This window comes from Alloalcanivorax gelatiniphagus (assembly GCF_005938655.1).
In the GTDB taxonomy this organism is placed as follows: Bacteria; Pseudomonadota; Gammaproteobacteria; order Pseudomonadales; family Alcanivoracaceae; genus Alloalcanivorax; species Alloalcanivorax gelatiniphagus.
This window is the reverse complement of sequence record NZ_VCQT01000046.1, coordinates 360743-377662: the sequence shown is the minus strand read 5'-3', so window position 1 is coordinate 377662 and position 16920 is coordinate 360743. Positions and strand designations below refer to the sequence as shown.

Annotated in this window: 11 protein-coding genes; 5 read left to right on the top strand and 6 right to left on the bottom strand. The window is 58.2% G+C overall.

The genetic code is table 11. The annotated features are described in order from the left end of the window. The first annotated feature begins 9 nt into the window (after positions 1-9). The gene (locus FGS76_RS19270; RefSeq protein ID WP_138774259.1) at positions 10-1122 is read left to right on the top strand and encodes an acyl-CoA dehydrogenase family protein; all 1113 of its coding nucleotides are present in this window, start codon (positions 10-12) and stop codon (positions 1120-1122) included. Continuing rightward, positions 1115-2713, top strand: a complete 1599-nt coding sequence (locus FGS76_RS19265) for a GMC family oxidoreductase (protein ID WP_138774258.1) — start codon at positions 1115-1117, stop codon at positions 2711-2713. The genes FGS76_RS19270 and FGS76_RS19265 overlap by 8 nt, the downstream gene beginning before the upstream one ends. Before the next feature lie 72 nt (positions 2714-2785). Here the strand turns inward: FGS76_RS19265 and FGS76_RS19260 are convergent, their stop codons facing one another. The 6 genes from FGS76_RS19260 to FGS76_RS19235 form a co-directional block, all read right to left on the bottom strand. Further along, complete coding sequence (locus FGS76_RS19260) at positions 2786-3697, bottom strand: metal-dependent hydrolase (RefSeq protein ID WP_138774257.1); 912 nt, start codon at positions 3695-3697, stop codon at positions 2786-2788. 32 nt (positions 3698-3729) lie between these two features. Continuing rightward, positions 3730-4593: an SDR family NAD(P)-dependent oxidoreductase gene (locus FGS76_RS19255; RefSeq protein WP_080530901.1), complete on the bottom strand. Its 864-nt coding sequence runs from the start codon at positions 4591-4593 to the stop codon at positions 3730-3732. 24 nt (positions 4594-4617) lie between these two features. After that, the gene (locus FGS76_RS19250; RefSeq protein WP_138774256.1) at positions 4618-6120 is read right to left on the bottom strand and encodes a flavin-containing monooxygenase; all 1503 of its coding nucleotides are present in this window, start codon (positions 6118-6120) and stop codon (positions 4618-4620) included. Further along, positions 6101-7066 (bottom strand): alpha/beta fold hydrolase, encoded by a 966-nt coding sequence (locus tag FGS76_RS19245; protein ID WP_202552920.1) that lies wholly within the window; start codon positions 7064-7066, stop codon positions 6101-6103. Before FGS76_RS19245 ends, FGS76_RS19250 begins: the two co-directional genes overlap by 20 nt. Positions 7067-7184: 118 nt before the next feature. Further along, positions 7185-10262 (bottom strand): Ig-like domain-containing domain, encoded by a 3078-nt coding sequence (locus FGS76_RS19240; protein WP_138774255.1) that lies wholly within the window; start codon positions 10260-10262, stop codon positions 7185-7187. A 35-nt stretch (positions 10263-10297) separates the two neighbouring features. Beyond that, complete coding sequence (locus FGS76_RS19235; RefSeq protein WP_228234745.1) at positions 10298-11695, bottom strand: OmpP1/FadL family transporter; 1398 nt, start codon at positions 11693-11695, stop codon at positions 10298-10300. A gap of 659 nt (positions 11696-12354) precedes the next feature. Between FGS76_RS19235 and FGS76_RS19230 the strand changes: the two genes are divergently transcribed. From FGS76_RS19230 to FGS76_RS19220, 3 genes are all read left to right on the top strand, one after another. Beyond that, on the top strand, positions 12355-13995 hold the full coding sequence (locus FGS76_RS19230) for a 3-(methylthio)propionyl-CoA ligase (protein ID WP_138774254.1): 1641 nt from the start codon (positions 12355-12357) through the stop codon (positions 13993-13995). A 93-nt stretch (positions 13996-14088) separates the two neighbouring features. Beyond that, positions 14089-15132, top strand: a complete 1044-nt coding sequence (locus tag FGS76_RS19225) for a BtrH N-terminal domain-containing protein (RefSeq protein ID WP_014994404.1) — start codon at positions 14089-14091, stop codon at positions 15130-15132. Positions 15133-15248: 116 nt separating this feature from the next. Beyond that, positions 15249-16868: a class I adenylate-forming enzyme family protein gene (locus FGS76_RS19220; protein ID WP_116028220.1), complete on the top strand. Its 1620-nt coding sequence runs from the start codon at positions 15249-15251 to the stop codon at positions 16866-16868. Positions 16869-16920: the final 52 nt, after the last annotated feature.

Here is a 16920-nt window from a genome sequence, read left to right as displayed (position 1 = left end):
GAGGTCATAATGGAATTCAATCTTTCCGATAACACGACCATGGTTGCCGATACGGCGCGGCGGTATCTCAAGGATCACTATGGTTTTGATACCTACATGCAACAACTCAACCAACTCAATCATTGTGATCCATCACGATGGGAGTTGATGCGCGAGCTAGGCTGGTTTGGTCTGCCGTTTCCTGAGTCGGTCGGAGGCTATGGCGGCGATCTGATCGACGTGGCGATGATTGTTAGGGAAGCCGGCGCCGTCTTGTGTCTGGATCCCTATGTCGATCTGGTGATCGGTCCTGGAAAACTTCTCGAGTATCTGGGTACTGAGCGGGCATTGAAGGTATTGCAATCCATTGTCGATGATGATGAGAGAGTGGCATGCGCGCTCTATGACTATCACGCCGGATACAATATTTTGAAGCCATCCCTGTCGATTAACGGTAGCAAATTGTCTGGACGGAAGAATTTCGTTCCTGATGGTGGCTGCGCGAATAGGGTGCTGACGACGGCGATGCTTGGAGATGAGCTGACCTTGGTCCTTGTGCCGCTTGAAGGCTGCGAGGTGACCCGCTATCGGGGCTTGGACGGTAGCCGGCTTGCCGATGTACTGTTCGATGACGTGGTGATTGACGAGGAGATGATTCTTTCTCGTGGCGTGAAGGTGGAGCGCGCCGTCAGCAAGACGGTCGCCTGGCTGCAGGCGCTCGATTGCGCGCGCATGTATGGCGCCGCCAGCGCGCTTTATCAGCGCACTCTTGATTACGCAAAGACGCGGAAGCAGTTCGGTGCGCCGATCGGCAGCTTCCAGGTAATCCAACATTACCTTGTGGATATGTTCACGGATCTTCAACAGTTGGAGTCGATGCTGTTCATGGTTTCCGTCAAAGCGGATCTAGACGATACGCTCGAGCGGGAACACGCTTGTTCGGCCACCAAGGCGTACTACGCCGACAAGGGGGTAAAGATCGCGCAACAGGCGATCCAGATTCACGGCGGTATCGGGGTCACCGAAGAGCTTGATATAGGCCATTACTTTCGTCTCATGACGTACTGCTCCCTAACACACGGCCATGGTGACTACCATCTTGATCGTATCGCCGCCCTCGGAGAGGAGTGCGATCGTGGATGAATATGATTTCATCGTAGTCGGAGCGGGATCCGCCGGTTGTGTCCTGGCCAACCGACTAAGCGAGTCCGGCCGATTCTCTGTTTGCTTGCTGGAGGCGGGTCCGCACGACAACAGCGGGTTTGTGAACGTGCCGTTCGGGGTGATCGGTTTGATCAGGGAGGGCAAGCGTAACTGGGGTTATCAAACAGTGGCTCAACGAGCGCTTGACAGTAGGCAGCTCTATTGGCCCCGTGGAAAAACTCTCGGTGGCAGTAGCTCAATCAACGCCATGGTTTATATTCGTGGACAACCTGAGGATTACGATGCCTGGCGGGACAGCGGGCTGAAGGGTTGGGGGTGGGATGATGTCCGGCCCATCTTCAACGCGCATGAGCACAATGAGGAGTATCCGCCGGACGCCTGGCACGGTAACGGAGGACCGCTGAACGTCACTCGGGTCAGGGATCCTAATCCGCTGACTGAGTTGTTCATTCGCGCCGGGGAAGAACTAGGCGAAAAGCGTAACGATGATTTCAACGGTGAATCGCAGCGCGGCTTCGGCCAATTCCAAGTGACGCAAAAAGATGGGCGACGCTGGAGCGCCGCGAGGGCGTTTCTCGATCCGGCGAGGAGCCGCGGTAATTTGACCATTCTGACTAATGCAATGGTTTCCCGGGTAGTGATCGAAAATGGACGTGCGGTAGCCGTCGAGTATAGCGATACGGCCGGCTCATCTCACACCGTTCGGGCAAATCGGGAAGTCGTACTTTCGGGTGGGGCAATCAACTCGCCCCATTTGCTGATGCTTTCAGGCATTGGTGACCGTGACCATTTACAAAGTGTTGGCGTTGATTGTCTGGTGGACTGTCCAGAGGTGGGGTGTAATCTTCAAGACCATCTGGATATGACTATTTCGATTCACGATCGTAGCAAACAGTCAATTGGCTTCTCCCCTTACTTTCTACCGCGTTTGATGCGAGCGTTCTATCAGTACTTCCGCCATCGGCGCGGCTTTCTAGCCAGCAATGCGGCTGAGGCGGGGGCGTTTATTAATGTCGGCGAAGGGACGCGCCCGGATGTGCAGATGCATTTTCTGCCCGCATTTTTGCGCGATCATGGCAGGGAATTCACGTCAGGCTTTGGCTGCACCATTCATGTATGCCAGTTGCGGCCTAAAAGCCGCGGTTGGATTCGTCTCGCCGATAGCAACCCTCTCAGCGCCCCGCTCATCGATCCCTGTTATCTTTCCGATGCTGACGATCTTGGCGTCCTGAGAGAGGGCGTCAAACTGGCTCGGCGGGTGTTCCAGACAAAAGCTTTCGCCGAGGTTTTTGGAGGAGAAGATCTACCGGCGAGCGATGTGGTAACCGATACCCAAATTGAGGACGATATCAGGCAGCGCGCTGAAACTATTTATCATCCGGTGGGCACTTGCCGTATGGGGGTGGATGATCTGGCCGTAGTGGATGATCGGTTAAGAGTCAGGGGCGTGTTAGGATTGCGCGTTGCTGATGCGTCCGTCATGCCTTCTTTGATCAGTGGCAACACTAACGCGGCAAGCATGATGATCGGCGAGAAAGCGGCTGGTTATATCATTCAGGATCAACGATGAGACGACATTAGCGCCACCAAACGGTAGTGCTAATGTCGTCCCCAGGTCTTTTGGGGCGGCGGAATTCGGATATTAGGCCATCTTGACTTGGTCGCTGTCGGGACGGTTTCTGTAAGCTCGGTATAGTGATCCATTTTCAGCGAACAGGCGTTGTCGCCACGTATCTTCCAGTGCCCGCGTGTCGTGATTGTCAGGATGGTAACGTCGATCAACGAACTCCGGAAGGCGGCGCATAATCCCGGAGACAAATCCCTTTGGACCGAACAGTACGTTCAATCCAATGGCATTGTCCTTGACGCTGCCCAGCTTCCCGTCCTTGGCGAGCATCCATGCCCAAGTGATCCCCAACATCGGCAAGAGCACAACCAGGGATGCCGCCGTCGCTGCGATCCGCTCACCGTGACTATTGCCGATGATTTCGTAAACGTTATAAGCAACAGATTTGTGTTCAAGCTCCTCAAGAGCATGCCATTGCCATATCTTTATCATCTCCGGGTCGGCCAGACTTTGAAACGTCTCGTCTTCCAATAGCTGCTCCGCAAGCAAGGCGGTAAAATGTTCCATGAAAGTAGTGGCGGCAAGCTGGGTTCTCTTCGGTAACATTTTCAGAATGCGGAGGCCGAATTTTACGAAGCGGTCCGGAGTGTCCATGTCGAAGCCCCTCTCGGCAAGCAATTCGTTAAGGCGGTCATGCTCGCGACCATGAATGGCTTCTTGCCCCATGAATCCGGAAATGGCCGCTCGCTGCTGCGTGTCGGTGACATGGCTTCGAAAATAACGCACCGAATCCATGAAGTAGCGCTCGCCGGGTGGAAAGAACCCCGACAGCATGGCAAAGAATGTGGTTGCCGTAGCGTTGTCCGCATAGAAGTACTTTGGTGTTGTGTCCGGAAACTGGAAGTCTATGTGACGGGGAGGGATGCCCACTGACGCACCGTTCAGGACATTGGACGTCTTTGCACTAGTTCTCTTCTTTAAACCCATGACTCGGCCCTCTTTTTGAAGTTTGATCCTGCTTATTGCGATGATTGACTAGACATTTTTTGCCGCCCCTGTCGCATTCGAAAGAGCGCTTCGAGGGGCCGCTGATAGCCCGCCGGCATCAGGCGTTGGCCGGCGTCCAGTATCGTTGCGTCATTACCTATCAACACGCGACGCCGGTTCTTGCGAACCGCGTGGAGGATAGCGTTGGCTGCCTGTTCCGGCGTGGACCGGGCGATGCGATCGAAAAGTTCCGTAATTTCCTCCTTGCTGCCCGGGGCTATGTTCCCCATATCACCCATTCGGCTATTACGCGCAATGTTGGTCTTGACGCCGCCCGGGTGCACGCAGGTTGCACTGACACAGCTTCGCTCAATGTCCAGTTCTTCGCGCAGCGACTCGGTGAACCCTCGAACAGCGAATTTCGCGGCGTTATAGGCTGATTGGGTGGGGACTCCAATGATGCCAAAGATACTCGAGATGTTTATCACGTGGCCGTCGCCGGATTGCTTGAGGTAAGGCAGAAAGGCCTTGGTTCCGTATACCACCCCCCAGAAGTTAATGTTCATAAGCCATTCGAAGTTGTCATAGCTCATGGCATCGACGGTTTCTCCGAGTCCAACGCCGGCATTGTTCATTATCAAGTTAACCTGTCCGTGCTCCTTGACACATTGATCCGCATACCGATAGACCTCATTCCTTCGGCTTACATTAACAACATGGGTGGTGACTCTGACCGGGTAGTCGCGCAGGTCGATGGCGATGTCTTTTAGACTGTTTTCGTCAATATCCGACAGAGCCAAATGGCAGCCTTTTTTAGCCAGCAGCATGGCGGTCGCTCGACCTATGCCTGAACCGGCACCAGTAATCGCAGCGACTTTCCCGTAAAAACGTTTCATAATATGCTCCAACAGGTAGGCGGATCAGGCACTCAGTAACTTGCGAAATACGCTGTTCCTTCCGCGCTTGATGCTACTTCCCTCAAAACGAAGGTGGCCATCCTCGAGATTGCCATAGCGTAATGCGGGCAGGTCACGCAAATAGTCATCAAGATTCTGCCAGGGGGTCCTGCTGCCCTGACGAGGGAGGCGGTCGTTGGCGCGAAGAACATATCCGGAACGTAAATTAAGAAAGTTCATCTGGGTCTTGCTCCCTTGTCCATCGACGGGTGTGACCACCCGGGCGCCAATATCGCGCATGTGATTCAGGAGGCGGCAGACGAATTCAGAGGCGATGTCGGCCTTCAGCGTCCAAGAAGCGTTGGTGTAACCGAACACCAGGGCCATATTTGGTACCCCTTCGAGCATCAGTCCCTTGTACATCAGGGCGTCCGCCACATGAACCTCACGGCCGTTGACTTCCAACCTCGCGCCACCGAATAGCTGCAAATCAAGGCCAGTGGCTGTGATCAGAACATCAGCGTCGATATGAGCGCCGGACTTCAATTGGATCCCGGTTTCGGTGACCGCTTCGATGTGGTCGGTGACCACGGAGGCCTGGCCTTCGCGGATAACCTTGAAGAGATCACCCTTGGGAACGGCGCACATGCGTTCTTCCCAGGGATTGTAATGGGGTTGGAAATGCCGCATATCGACCTCCGGGCCGAGCTGCCGGCGCGCTGTCGCCAAAAGCAGGCGTCGCATCGCCTTGGGCTTACTCAGAGAAAGTCGATATACCGCTCTTTGCAACAGAATATTGCGGGTCCGGGCCAGCCGGTAAACGGCCATCTCCGGCAGAATGCGGCGCAGGTTCCTGGATATCAGATCCTGCTCCGGCACGGTGGCTACATAGGTGGGCGAGCGCTGCAGCATCACTACATGATCCGCCTTGTCGGCCATAGCCGGAACCAGCGTCACGGCAGTGGCGCCACTGCCAATAACCACCACCCGTTTGCCAGTGTAATCGTAGTTTTCCGGCCAGTGTTGCGGATGGATTACGTCACCGCGGAATTGGTTGATCCCCGGAATCTCCGGTGTGTAGCCGGAGTCGTATTTGTAGTATCCGGTGCAATGGAATACAAAGCCGGTGCTGAACTGGTGCTCTTCATCGGTTGCTTCGTCGATGGCTTTGACGATCCAGTGTTTTTTTTCGCTATGCCAGGATTGCGAGATCACTTTCAGACCGAACTGGATTCGGCGTTTCACATCGTATTCGCGTGCGGTGTCGTCAATATACCGACGGATAGAAGGGCCGTCGGCAAGCATCTTGGTATCGGTCCAGGGCCGAAAGTTATAACCCAGGGTAAACATGTCGGAATCGGAGCGGATGCCGGGATAGCGGAATAAATCCCAGGTGCCTCCGATCCGTTTGCGTCGTTCAACGATTCCAAAACGGACGTTGGGGCATTTTTCCTTTAAGTGACACGCCGCGCCAATTCCCGACAGGCCCGCACCGACGATCAGAACATCAAGATAAGGGTGTTTCATGGTGTTGCTCCGTAGTGGCAGTGCGGCACGATTCCGGCTCAGTGGCGGCTGGCCGTTCTTTCAGAAATTGCAGTACCGCCTCGGTAAAAACACTGTTACGGTCTCCCGCGACCATATGGCCGGCCTGTTTCAGAACGACATAACGTGCCTCTGGTATTAGAGTGAGCAGCTCTGTTGCGCCCCGGTCACTAAGAACATCGCTGTAGTAGCCACGTATCAAAAGCACCGGTACGTCCAACTGGCGGGCCGCCAGCTCCAGCCTTGCTCGGTCGAACATGCTCCCGGCTTTGGTTGGCGCGTTCGCATGGTTGAGAAAAGCTGGGTCCCAGTGCCAGTAAAACCGGCCATTACCGTGTTGACGCAGGTTTTTGCGTAGCCCGGAGAGGTCTTTTGATGGCGGGCGGCGCGGGTTGTAGGCGGTGATAGCATCGCGTACCTGCTCCAGCGTCTCGAATCCGTCCTGATGATGACGCATGAATTCGATGATCCGGCGGACGCCCCGAGGTTCCAATCTTGGCGCCACGTCGACCAGTACCAGTGCCTCGCAATCCAGGGAGGTGTCTTCGCCAAGCGTGAGCAAAGCGGTCAGGCCACCCATGGACGCGCCGACGATAACCGGCCGGGCCGGTAGCGAGCGAATCACCGCGCTGAGGTCCGCTGCAAGGGCTCGGGCACTGTAGTCGCCTTCTCGAGACCAGTCGCTTTCGCCGTGGCCTCGTGCGTCCAGGCTAAACGCGCAGTAGCCGGCATCGGCCAGTGCGATCGCCGTGTCGGACCAGGCATGGCGGGTCTGCCCGCCGCCGTGCAGGAGCAATACGGGGGGCGCCGTGTCTTCACCATGGCGGCTGGCCCACAGATTCAACCCCTCACTGCCAGTGAATCGCACCCGAACACTGCGTCGAAGGCCGCAATGCGCGGACGATGTCGTCGTCTGAGAGTCAGTCATAGTCAACTCTTCCGGCAATACATTTGGTCGTCCAACCAATATTACAGATTGAATATATCAACGGCAATGCTTCTCCAGCCCCTTTCAGATCAGTTTGTAACGGCCGGGGTATAACACGTTAAAAATCCTTCACCGGAAGGAACGTGAAGGTCAGGTCCACTCCCAAGGGAGGTGCTTCAAGTTCAACCGACGCCAGACCGATGCCGATCAGGTCGATGTTGGCGGGAATGGTCAGCGGGTCGGGATTGGAGACCTTGAGTATCAGTCTGCCATCGTCGACGAACCGAAGCGGTCCTTCGAGAGTGACGTTGTTAACCCGTTTGCTGCGAATATCGTGCCCAAGTTCAATAATCAGCCTGGGTTCCAGTTCAGGCGCGTCTATCAACAGGTCGAAGGTGGTGCTGAACCAGGGACCGTCCTCTGTCTCGGTGATGTAGCCTTCAATAAACGGTGAATCGCCCTCGGGTAGTAAACGCAGAACCAAGGGACCTGTCTCGAGACCAATGGTGATGAGGCCTAACGCTCTGGCTTCGAGAAAGACCTCCGTGGTGGTCAGCGTAGTTGGAAAGACGGAAACACGAACAGCGCCCGTGGTCCGATCATCCGTGTCCGGGTTATCGTCAATCAGTCTACGGTTGATGGAGACGGCGGAGTCGTATTCCCGGGGGCCGGCCTGCAACGCGCCGGTACTGACGAACGCGAAGCGTTTCTCCGGACAGTCCTCGCCAATTGAGCAGCCCAGGTTGGCGTTGGTAATCACGCCCCCGGTGTCCCGCAGCTCCAACCGCAGGTGGTTGGCGGGCGCCTTGATGACACCATTGTCGTCGGTGGCACCTTGTTCTGAATTGTCGACCTGTAGATTGGCATTTACGTCGACCGTCGGTAGGGAACGCAGGGATACGAGGGTATAACGCTGATCGTCACCGGTCACGACAAAGTGGTTTACCATATCGGGACCTCCCTCGCGCGGCGCTGGAGCCGTGTCGCTGCTCTGTGACAGTTGGCGTGTTTGCAAGGCAGCACCGTCCAGTGTGCAGATGGCGTTGTTTCCGCAGTCGGGACTGGTGGGCTCCGAGCGCAACGTATAGCGATATAGCTGACCGTCTCGCCAAGGGCTGTCAGGGAAAAACTCAACCCGTTGCGCCAGCACGTCGAGGTGGCCCGGCACCGGTTGCCAATCCCCACCGGCATCGCGACGCTCGACGAAAAAAGTGTCGCCGTTGACTGTTGCCGGATCTATACGGCGGTTGAAGATGACCCGTATAGGGTACTCTCGAAAAAGCCCGACCACGGGGAACAGGGGGTCGCTTCCCTGGCCGCCCTGGCAGCGTCCGTTACGCCATTGTGATCTTTCACCGATTAGCCGGGCGTCGGTCAGAGCACAGGGGTATCCGGGGAAAACAGCGGCTACCAAGGGCGCACGAAGGCTGTCGCGGTTGTCATTCGGCAAAAACAGATCGTCAAGGCGCATATCAAGGGTGTAATCCTTGCTCAGAGGGTTGCCCGCCGTGTCCCGTAGCTGGCTGGTCAGTATGATTTCGACGTCCTGGTTGTGCTCCACGATTCCGGTGCCTTCGAGGATGACGGTGGCGCCGTCGACACGCATCGAGACGTTTTCAGGTGGTAGCGAAGTGCCGTTAACCTGGACGTTGATAGCGCCATCAAGAAACGCCGACGCGGGATCAATCGCCTTGTTAAAGTTCAGAATGACCGGATCCCCCGGGCGTGTGTTGGCCTGGAAGTCCTCACCCGGCGACCAGGATTGTAATTCCAGAGGGCGTAGATCCGGCTCAGGCATTGGCGGGTTTCGCTGCCCGGCGAAGGACTCCATGCGGAAAGATAATTGGGCACCAGCCTTTTCAAGGCCGAGAATGTCGGGGTCGACCACGGAGATCGCATCCAGCACCAGCTTGCCATCCTCGACAATGGCGAGACCGACGACCTGGATATTGAGCAGATTCTGACTGAGGGCGGCATTGGCGATGGTTCCCTCCGCGGTCATGGCCGCATCCATTCTCAGCAGTGCATAGCGAGGCGCCGTCGCCTCGGTACTGAAGGGATTGGGAATCAGATAGCCGTTGGCGTCACTGAGAAGGGTAATTTGCAGGTCGCCGGTATCGATACCGGCGGGGATTTCCCCCAGAATGTTGACATCGACCGGCGCGCCTCGCAGTACCGTGCCGGCCGGCACCCGGAGGGGGACGGCATCGGCAAAGTCTGGGACAAAGCCCAGGTCCGCGGCCAGCGAGCCCGTCAGTTCGGTAACGGCGCTGTCACCGATGATAAAGCTGTCCAATGGCACCTGATTGACCGGTCTTCCCGTCAGCTGGGATTGCAGGTCCGGCTGTTGCTCGCCTAGGGAACCGACCTTGATGACCGTGGTTTCGCGCGGCTGTGTGCCCATGGGTGTGAACTGGCGTTCGACTTCCGGAAGTAGAGAACCATCACGACTGCGGAGCCCCGATAATGCTAACGTGTATTCCACCGAGTCCAGGTCCTGGCGCGGATCCAGTATCAAATAGCGCCCCTGCAGTAGCACGGAGGCGTCGATCAGCTGGCCCTGGTCGTCGACAAGCGTGATCTGCTTGCCATAAACGGTGGTGGCCGGGTCGAGCGGCCGGTTGAAGACCATGCGTAGCGTGCTCATATCATTTATTCTGGCATCCTCGATGCCGGCCAGCAGTGGATCGGGATCCAGAGGTGTGATGCCAAGTATCTTAAAGCCGTCACTGCCGACGGCGTCGGCGAACCCCGCATGGGCGCCCATCGTGTGAAATTGAAAATTTTTGAACACGGTATCGTCGATACGCCCCAGGCCCGCCTCGCTGACACTCAGCCGATAATGCGTATTGGGCGACAGTGAAGTCCGTGGTTTCAGTACCAGCCCCCGGCCGCCATCGATCACTTCGGGGGTAAAGGGCACGGCGTTTCCGGCGTCGTCGGCGAGCCGCAGACGGTCCTCGACATCGCCGCTCACCTCGTCACTCAGTGTGGTTGAGAAACGCAGCACGACATTGCCGCTCGTCGGCACCTCCTGCTGGCCAGGGTAGGGGTAAGCGAACACCAGTGTGTCCGAAGCGCGCCATGGATTGACGACTTTGCCTTCGTCATCGCCGCACGCACTGATCAACATCAGCCCGAACACCCAAAGGGCAAACGAAACGTACCGCGGCCGAATGTTTATTTGTTTATTCATCTCTACTCTCCTGAATTCAGCTCCGCCATCGCGGTCTAGAATTTGAGTGACAGGGAACCCGAGATGACGTGTATGTCGCCATCCACGCGAACGGTCTCGTAGGGGTTGGGATTGGTTGGCGAGTTGATGGATGTGAGGTTGAACTCTCTTTCATCAAGCTGCTGGTATTGATAAGCCAGGGACATCACAAGGGGCATATTGATTATAGGCGCGCGTTTCAGGCGGTAATCGGCGCCAACACCGACCACGATACGGTCGCTGTCGAGAAAGTTGACATCCTGGGACCGGGTCGATTGAAGTGGGGAATCCTCGACGGCCACACCCCCATAAAGTTTAAGAGCGTCCGACCACGTGTAACGGACGCCGATGCGGGGAACGGTGGTGTCATTAAAGCGCAGCCCAGCCTGGTCCCTGACCGTGTCACCGGCGAATTCACTCTCAAGATCGGACCAATACTGGCGCTCTACAGCCGCAACCAGCTCGAACTTACCTAAAGGCATCAGCAATCCGATTCCGTATACCTGGGGCTGGAACGTGTCGAGAGTGGCCAGCGCAAGATCAAGGCCCGGCTCGGGTATGACACCGGGAATCACCACGTTGGCGTCCACGCTGACGTCGTACTCCGACTCCCCTCGATAGAACAACGCCAGCTCCGGTTTAAGCGCGAAAGGCAGGCAGGCGCTCGAACCGCACAGCGTATCGCTCAGGTTGACGTTAATGCCCAGCGAGGGCGTCAATGTCGGTTCGGCTTCCAGAGAGAGCTCTTCGGAGTCGGTATTGCCGGACAGATCGGAGACCGCTTCAAGGCGGGCCTGGGCCGCCAGCGTGAGTCTTGCCGAGGCACCGATATCAACGCCGCGCAGGAGGTTGCTAACCGCCCCACCAAAAGCGAGATACAAGGGTTGCGACTCAAAACGCAGGAACTGGCCTTCCTGACTGGTATTGGCCGCGAAGGGCAGCGCGTTGGAGGCATACTCATCCACGCCGACGTTAATACCAAGATAGATCGGTGTGTCCAAGTCCGCCGCGCCGGCGACACGGGTCTTGATACCAAGAAGCAGTAACTCCGAACTCTGGTCCGTGAGCACATCGTTTTCGCGATCGAATGGTGCGGCTCCGCCAAGTGATTCGGCACGCAACTCCTGGTCACCGTGCTGAAAGACCACTGTGAGTTCACCTTCCGGCGAGCGCGCAAGTGCCGCCGGGTTGTAGTAGGTGGCCCAAGCACCGCTGTGGAAAGCGCTGAACGCCTGGGCCGAACCGGCGTGAATGGGGCCCAGGCCGTAGGTGCTTGCTGCATCGCCCGCTCCGGCCATTACCTCGCATGGGAGCAGCACGACTATCAGAACGGCCAAGACACGACGGACCCGAAGACCGGCATTGGAGAAGAAAAGGTGTTCGCGGGACTGATGGTGAGACCTGATTATCGTCATTGGGAATCATCCTTTTTGTTATTCGGGGTGGCATCTGACATGTTTTGTTTGGTCGAACAAACAATGCGCTGGGCTTGGTTTTGAGGCAATACGAAAAATTGCTTATCAGTCAATGAAAATTTAAGGTTTTACGGTGTTGTCGCCGCCAGCCGCCTTCTTCCGCCCCAGCGAAAAGTCGCGCAGTTCGGTGCGTATGATGCGCTTCTGGCCTTGCCGGTCCCGGTGCGGGGGAAGTCCTCGTGGATCTGGGCCACTTTCGGCACCTTGGAGCTGCCCGGCCACTGGCGGCGTGATGCTCCGGTTTCGCGAGCAGCACACGGGCTCGGGACATCGCGCGGACAGTGGTCCTTGGCCGTTCTGGGACGGCTCTTGTTCTTGTCCATCGAAGCTAAAGCAGGATAGGGTCTTGAGCAAGCGCTTGGTAGGAAGCAACATAGGGTTTCTTCCTTGGGGGCGCCGTCGTTGGTGCGCTCGGGAGGGTGTGGGCGAGCAAAGATCGCCGTCTTTCCGGTGCGTTCGGGGCCTTGGCCACGCCCGATTACAATCGCGGGGCCTCCAGTGCGCTCAAAAATACTATTTTGTTCTGTCGACTGTTGCGGTTTCGAATACGCCATCCGACAGAAACCGCCAGAGAAAATCGACTGATTGAGGAGAGACAGATGCGTGGATTAATGATGGACCGGCCTTTGATGATTTCCCAGATCATCGAGTACGCGGCCGCCAGCTATCCAGAGCAGGAGATCGTGTCCCGGACTCCGGAAGGCGGCCTGCACCGTTACAACTACGAAGATGCGGCCAAGCGTAGCCGCCAGTTGGCCAACGCGCTCAAGTCGCTGGGCGTCCAGGCCGGGGATCGCATCGCGACGGTGGCCTGGAACACCTATCGGCACTTGGAGCTGTATTACGCGGTCTCCGGTATTGGGGCGATCTGTCACACAATCAATCCGCGTCTGCCGGTCGAGCAGTTCGGCTACATCGTCAATCACGCCAAGGATCAGTACATTTTCCTTGATCTGACCTTCGTTCCATTGCTGGAGAAGTTGCAAGGTCTGTTTGAAGGCGTGAAGGGCTATGTCGTCATGACCGACCGCGCTCATATGCCCGAAACCTCGCTGCCCAACGTGATGTGCTACGAGGAATTGGTCGGCGAGCAGTCCGATGAAATGGCCTGGCCGGAGTTCGACGAGCATACCGCTTCGTCGCTCTGCTATACCTCCGGCACCACCGGCAATCCCAAGGGGGTGTTGTACTCGCACCGCTCGACGCTGCTGCACGCCTTCTCGGTGTTGACCATCCCCGGAATGAATCTGGGCGAGGAGGGTGCCGTGCTGCCGGTGGTGCCGATGTTCCACGTTAACGCCTGGGGCGTCCCCTACTTCGCGCCAATGGTGGGCGCGAAGATCGTCTTCCCGGGGCCGAAGCTCGATGGCGAGAGCCTGGCCGAGCTGATCAATAACGAGGGCGTCACCGAGGCCTGGGGTGTGCCCACCGTGTGGCTCGGGCTTCTTGGTCATATGCGTAAGACCGAGCAGAAGTTCACCTCGCTCAAGCGTGTTCTTATCGGCGGCTCGGCCGCGCCACGGGCGATGATGCGCGAATTCCAGGAGAAGTACGGCGTCGAAGGCTTGCAGGGCTGGGGCATGACCGAGATGAGTCCGATCGGCACGGTTTCGATGATCCGTCCCAAGGACGCCGATTTGCCGCTTGATCGGCAGTTCGACATCAAGGCCAAGCAGGGGCGTGCGGTGTTCGGGGTGGAGATGAAGATCGTCAACGACGACGGTCAAGCGCTGCCGCGGGACGGCAAGTCCTTCGGTGAGCTGCTGGTGCGCGGCCCGGCGATCATCAGCGGCTACTACGAAAACCCTGAAGCCAGCGCCAAGGCCTTCGACAGCGAGGGCTGGTTCCGCACCGGCGATGTTTCCAAGATCGATCCCGAAGGCTACATGGAGATCGTCGACCGCACCAAGGACGTGATCAAGTCCGGAGGCGAGTGGATCAGTTCCATCGATCTTGAGAACGAAGCGGTGGGGCATCCCGAGATCGCCGAGGCAGCGGTCATAGCGGTGCATCATCCGAAATGGGACGAGCGGCCGCTTCTGGTGGTGGTGCGCGAGCCGGACAGCCAGCTCGGCAAGCAGGGCGTGATCGACTATCTGAGCCAGCGGGTCGCGAAATGGTGGCTGCCGGATGACGTGGTATTCGTCGACGAACTGCCGCACGGGGCGACCGGCAAGCTACAGAAGGCCAAATTGCGCGAGCAGTTCAAGGACTATTCGTTGCCAGAGGTTGGTGGTTAAAAAAGGCCTCGATCCGCGCCTCGTCGGCGGAGTGAGCTCGCGGTACGCCAACCGGCGTTGGCTCAGGTCTTTGAACACAGCTGGAGTAGTGGAATGAAAAGCGTGCAAATCTCCAACTATCCCCACCGGATGGGTGGGCACTGCGGCTCGGGCGCACTGCGCGACCTGTTGGAATGGGCCGGGCTTGGCTGGGACGGGCCGCCGGGCGAGGGGCTCGTGTTCGGCCTCGGCGGCGGGCTGTCCTTTATGTATATGAGAGTATCCGAGCTCACGCCTCCCATCTACCTGGTAGGGCGCAACGGTGACATGGAGCTCGACTTCTGCCACCGCCTCGGCATTGAAACCGAGCGTCGCCAAACCGACGATCCCGACGAGGGTTGGCGCTGGGTCGCCGACGAAATCGACGCCGGCCGTCCCGTGATGATCTGGGCTGACATCGCCGAGCTGCCGTATCTCAGGGTACGTTTATCCAACACCCGTCATGACATCGTCGTCATCGGCTACGACGAGAGGCGCGGCGTCGCCCGGGTGGTGGACAACGATCGCGAGGAGGTGCAGGAAGTCCCCCTAAAAGCTCTGGCGCGAGCTCGTGCCTCCCATGGCTTTCCCAATCCCAATCGCCACGCGACTTACCCGATACGCTTTCCTGATCGGCTGCCTGAGCTACTGCCGGTGGCGCGCGATGCAGCGGCAAGCGCGGCGCGCAATATGCGCGGCACGGATGCGACGCTGTTCGATCCGGCGGACCTGCCCGCCGATGGTGTGGTCGCCTCCGGCCTGAAGGGCGTCAATATCTTCGTCGACGATCTGGCCACCTGGGGAGATAGCCTGACTGATGACCAGCTTAACGCATCGCTAAGGGTCTTACCGGTCTTCGTCGAGAAAGCCGGCACAGGCGGTGGCTTGTTCCGCCGCCTCGAAGCGGAATTCTGCGCCGAGGTTGCCCGCCTCACGGGCGATCGATCCTTTGCCCGTGCCGCCGACGTCCTGCTCGACTGCGCCAACGCCTGGAGCCGTCTTGCTACATATGCCGCCGCCGATCAGCTTGACTGGCGGGCGCTCGTCGCCCATGCCGAACAACTCCCGTCATCCGAGCAACGCGCGGTGCAGGCGCTGGAGGAGGCGGCAAGCCCGTAGAGTCGGCGGTGAGCGCCGGCGAGACCCGACCCGCCGCTCGCGGATGCCGTCCATGAACCACAAGGCGAGCGAGCGCGGACTCGGTTGGGGCCAATAAGCTTGGAGGAATAGGGTAAATGATCTTACACGAACCTGAACTGATCGAGGAATACTCCGATAAAGGCTACTGGGGTGACAGAACCCTGCTGGATCGCTTTGCCGCCAATCGTGCCGCCTACCCGGACCGGGAAGCGGTGGTGGATCCCCCCAATCGTGACGAGCTGGTCGGCACACCGCCCCAGCGGCTCAGCTGGGCCGAGTTTGGTCGGGCCGTGGACGCCACCGCCGCCGAGCTGGCACGCCGGGGCTTCGGCAAGGACGACCTACTGGTGGCGCAGTTGCCGAACATCTGGGAGCTGGCCATGCTCTATCTGGCGGCGGCCAAGGCCGGCGGTCTGCTTTCCGCGTTGCCCCTGCAATGGCGAAGCAAGGATGTGGGCTATGTGAAAGAGATCACCGGCGCCAGATTCTACGCCTCGGTGGAAAGCTTCCACGGCTTTGATTACCGGGCCCTGGGGCAGGAGCTGGGCTTCGAGCACTACATTGGTCTGGCGGCGCTGACCGATATCGCCCATGGAAATCCGGGCCGGGTCCCGGAGGTGCCGGTGGATGCCAATGACATCTTCACCCTGTGCTGGACTTCGGGCACTGAGTCAAACCCCAAGGGCTGCCCCATGAGCCACAACAACTGGGAGTACATGACCAACCTGGTGTTCACCACCTGTGGCCTGCGCGAGGGTGACCGCATTCTGTGTGTGGCACCGCTGGTGAACATGACGGCGGTAGGGGTGAACTACCTCCCCTGGCTGGCGGCGGGGGGCACCCTGGTGCTGCATCATCCGATTACGCCGGAAATCCTGTTGCGCCAGCTGACCGAGGAGCACATCGAGTACACGATTCTGGTACCGGCAATGCTGAACATGATTGTCAAGTTGCCCAACGTGGACCAGCTGGATCTCTCCAGCGTGCGGACCATCACCACCGGTTCGGCGCCCCCCTCGGCCTGGTCGATGCAGGAGTTCAAGCGCCGCTGGGGCATCGAGATCGTCAACATCTGGGGCCAGAACGAGGGCACCAGTCTGGTAGCCGGCCCGGCCGATGTGCCGGACCTGGAGATGCGGGTGGATCACCTGCCCTGGTGGGGCAAGGCAGGAGTCCAATGGCCTTCCGGCGTCAGCGGGGTCGAGCTGAAAATTCTCGGCGATGAGGATGAGGAGATAACCGAACCAGGTGGCATCGGCGAGCTTTGCTATCGCAGCCCGGGTGTGTTCGCGGGCTACTTTCAGCGCCCGGATATTACCGCGGCTTCGTTCACTTATGACGGCTTTTTCCGCACCGGCGACCTTTTCATCGTGCGGGATGACAGGCACCTAGGGTTCTATGACCGCAAGAAGGACATCGTGATTCGGGGTGGTTACAATATCTCCAGTGTGGAGGTGGAGAACGCGGTGCTGGGCTTCGGCAAGGTACGGGACGTCGCGGTCATACCCCAACCGGACGAGATCATGGGCGAGCGGATCTGTATTTGCGTGGTGCCTGTTGACGAGGATAACCCACCGATCCTGGAGGAAATCAACGACTACTTGAGGGAGCAGGGCATGAGTGTCTACAAGCTGCCGGAAAAGATGAAACTGATCAACGCCATTCCCCGCAATCCGGTGGGCAAGATTCTGAAGAAGGAATTGCGAGCCCTGTAGCCGGTTCGCCGTCATGCCTCTCATTGGGTGTCTCCAAATGACCCCGTATTGT

Coding starts and splice junctions, on each gene's coding strand:
- FGS76_RS19270 (WP_138774259.1), top strand. CDS start 10: ATGGAATTCAATCTTTCCGATAACACGACCATGGTTGCCGATACGGCG.
- FGS76_RS19260 (WP_138774257.1), bottom strand. CDS start 3,697: ATGGGTTTAAAGAAGAGAACTAGTGCAAAGACGTCCAATGTCCTGAAC.
- FGS76_RS19255 (WP_080530901.1), bottom strand. CDS start 4,593: ATGAAACGTTTTTACGGGAAAGTCGCTGCGATTACTGGTGCCGGTTCA.
- FGS76_RS19250 (WP_138774256.1), bottom strand. CDS start 6,120: ATGAAACACCCTTATCTTGATGTTCTGATCGTCGGTGCGGGCCTGTCG.
- FGS76_RS19245 (WP_202552920.1), bottom strand. CDS start 7,066: ATGACTGACTCTCAGACGACGACATCGTCCGCGCATTGCGGCCTTCGA.
- FGS76_RS19240 (WP_138774255.1), bottom strand. CDS start 10,262: ATGAATAAACAAATAAACATTCGGCCGCGGTACGTTTCGTTTGCCCTT.
- FGS76_RS19235 (WP_228234745.1), bottom strand. CDS start 11,695: ATGACGATAATCAGGTCTCACCATCAGTCCCGCGAACACCTTTTCTTC.
- FGS76_RS19230 (WP_138774254.1), top strand. CDS start 12,355: ATGCGTGGATTAATGATGGACCGGCCTTTGATGATTTCCCAGATCATC.
- FGS76_RS19225 (WP_014994404.1), top strand. CDS start 14,089: ATGAAAAGCGTGCAAATCTCCAACTATCCCCACCGGATGGGTGGGCAC.
- FGS76_RS19220 (WP_116028220.1), top strand. CDS start 15,249: ATGATCTTACACGAACCTGAACTGATCGAGGAATACTCCGATAAAGGC.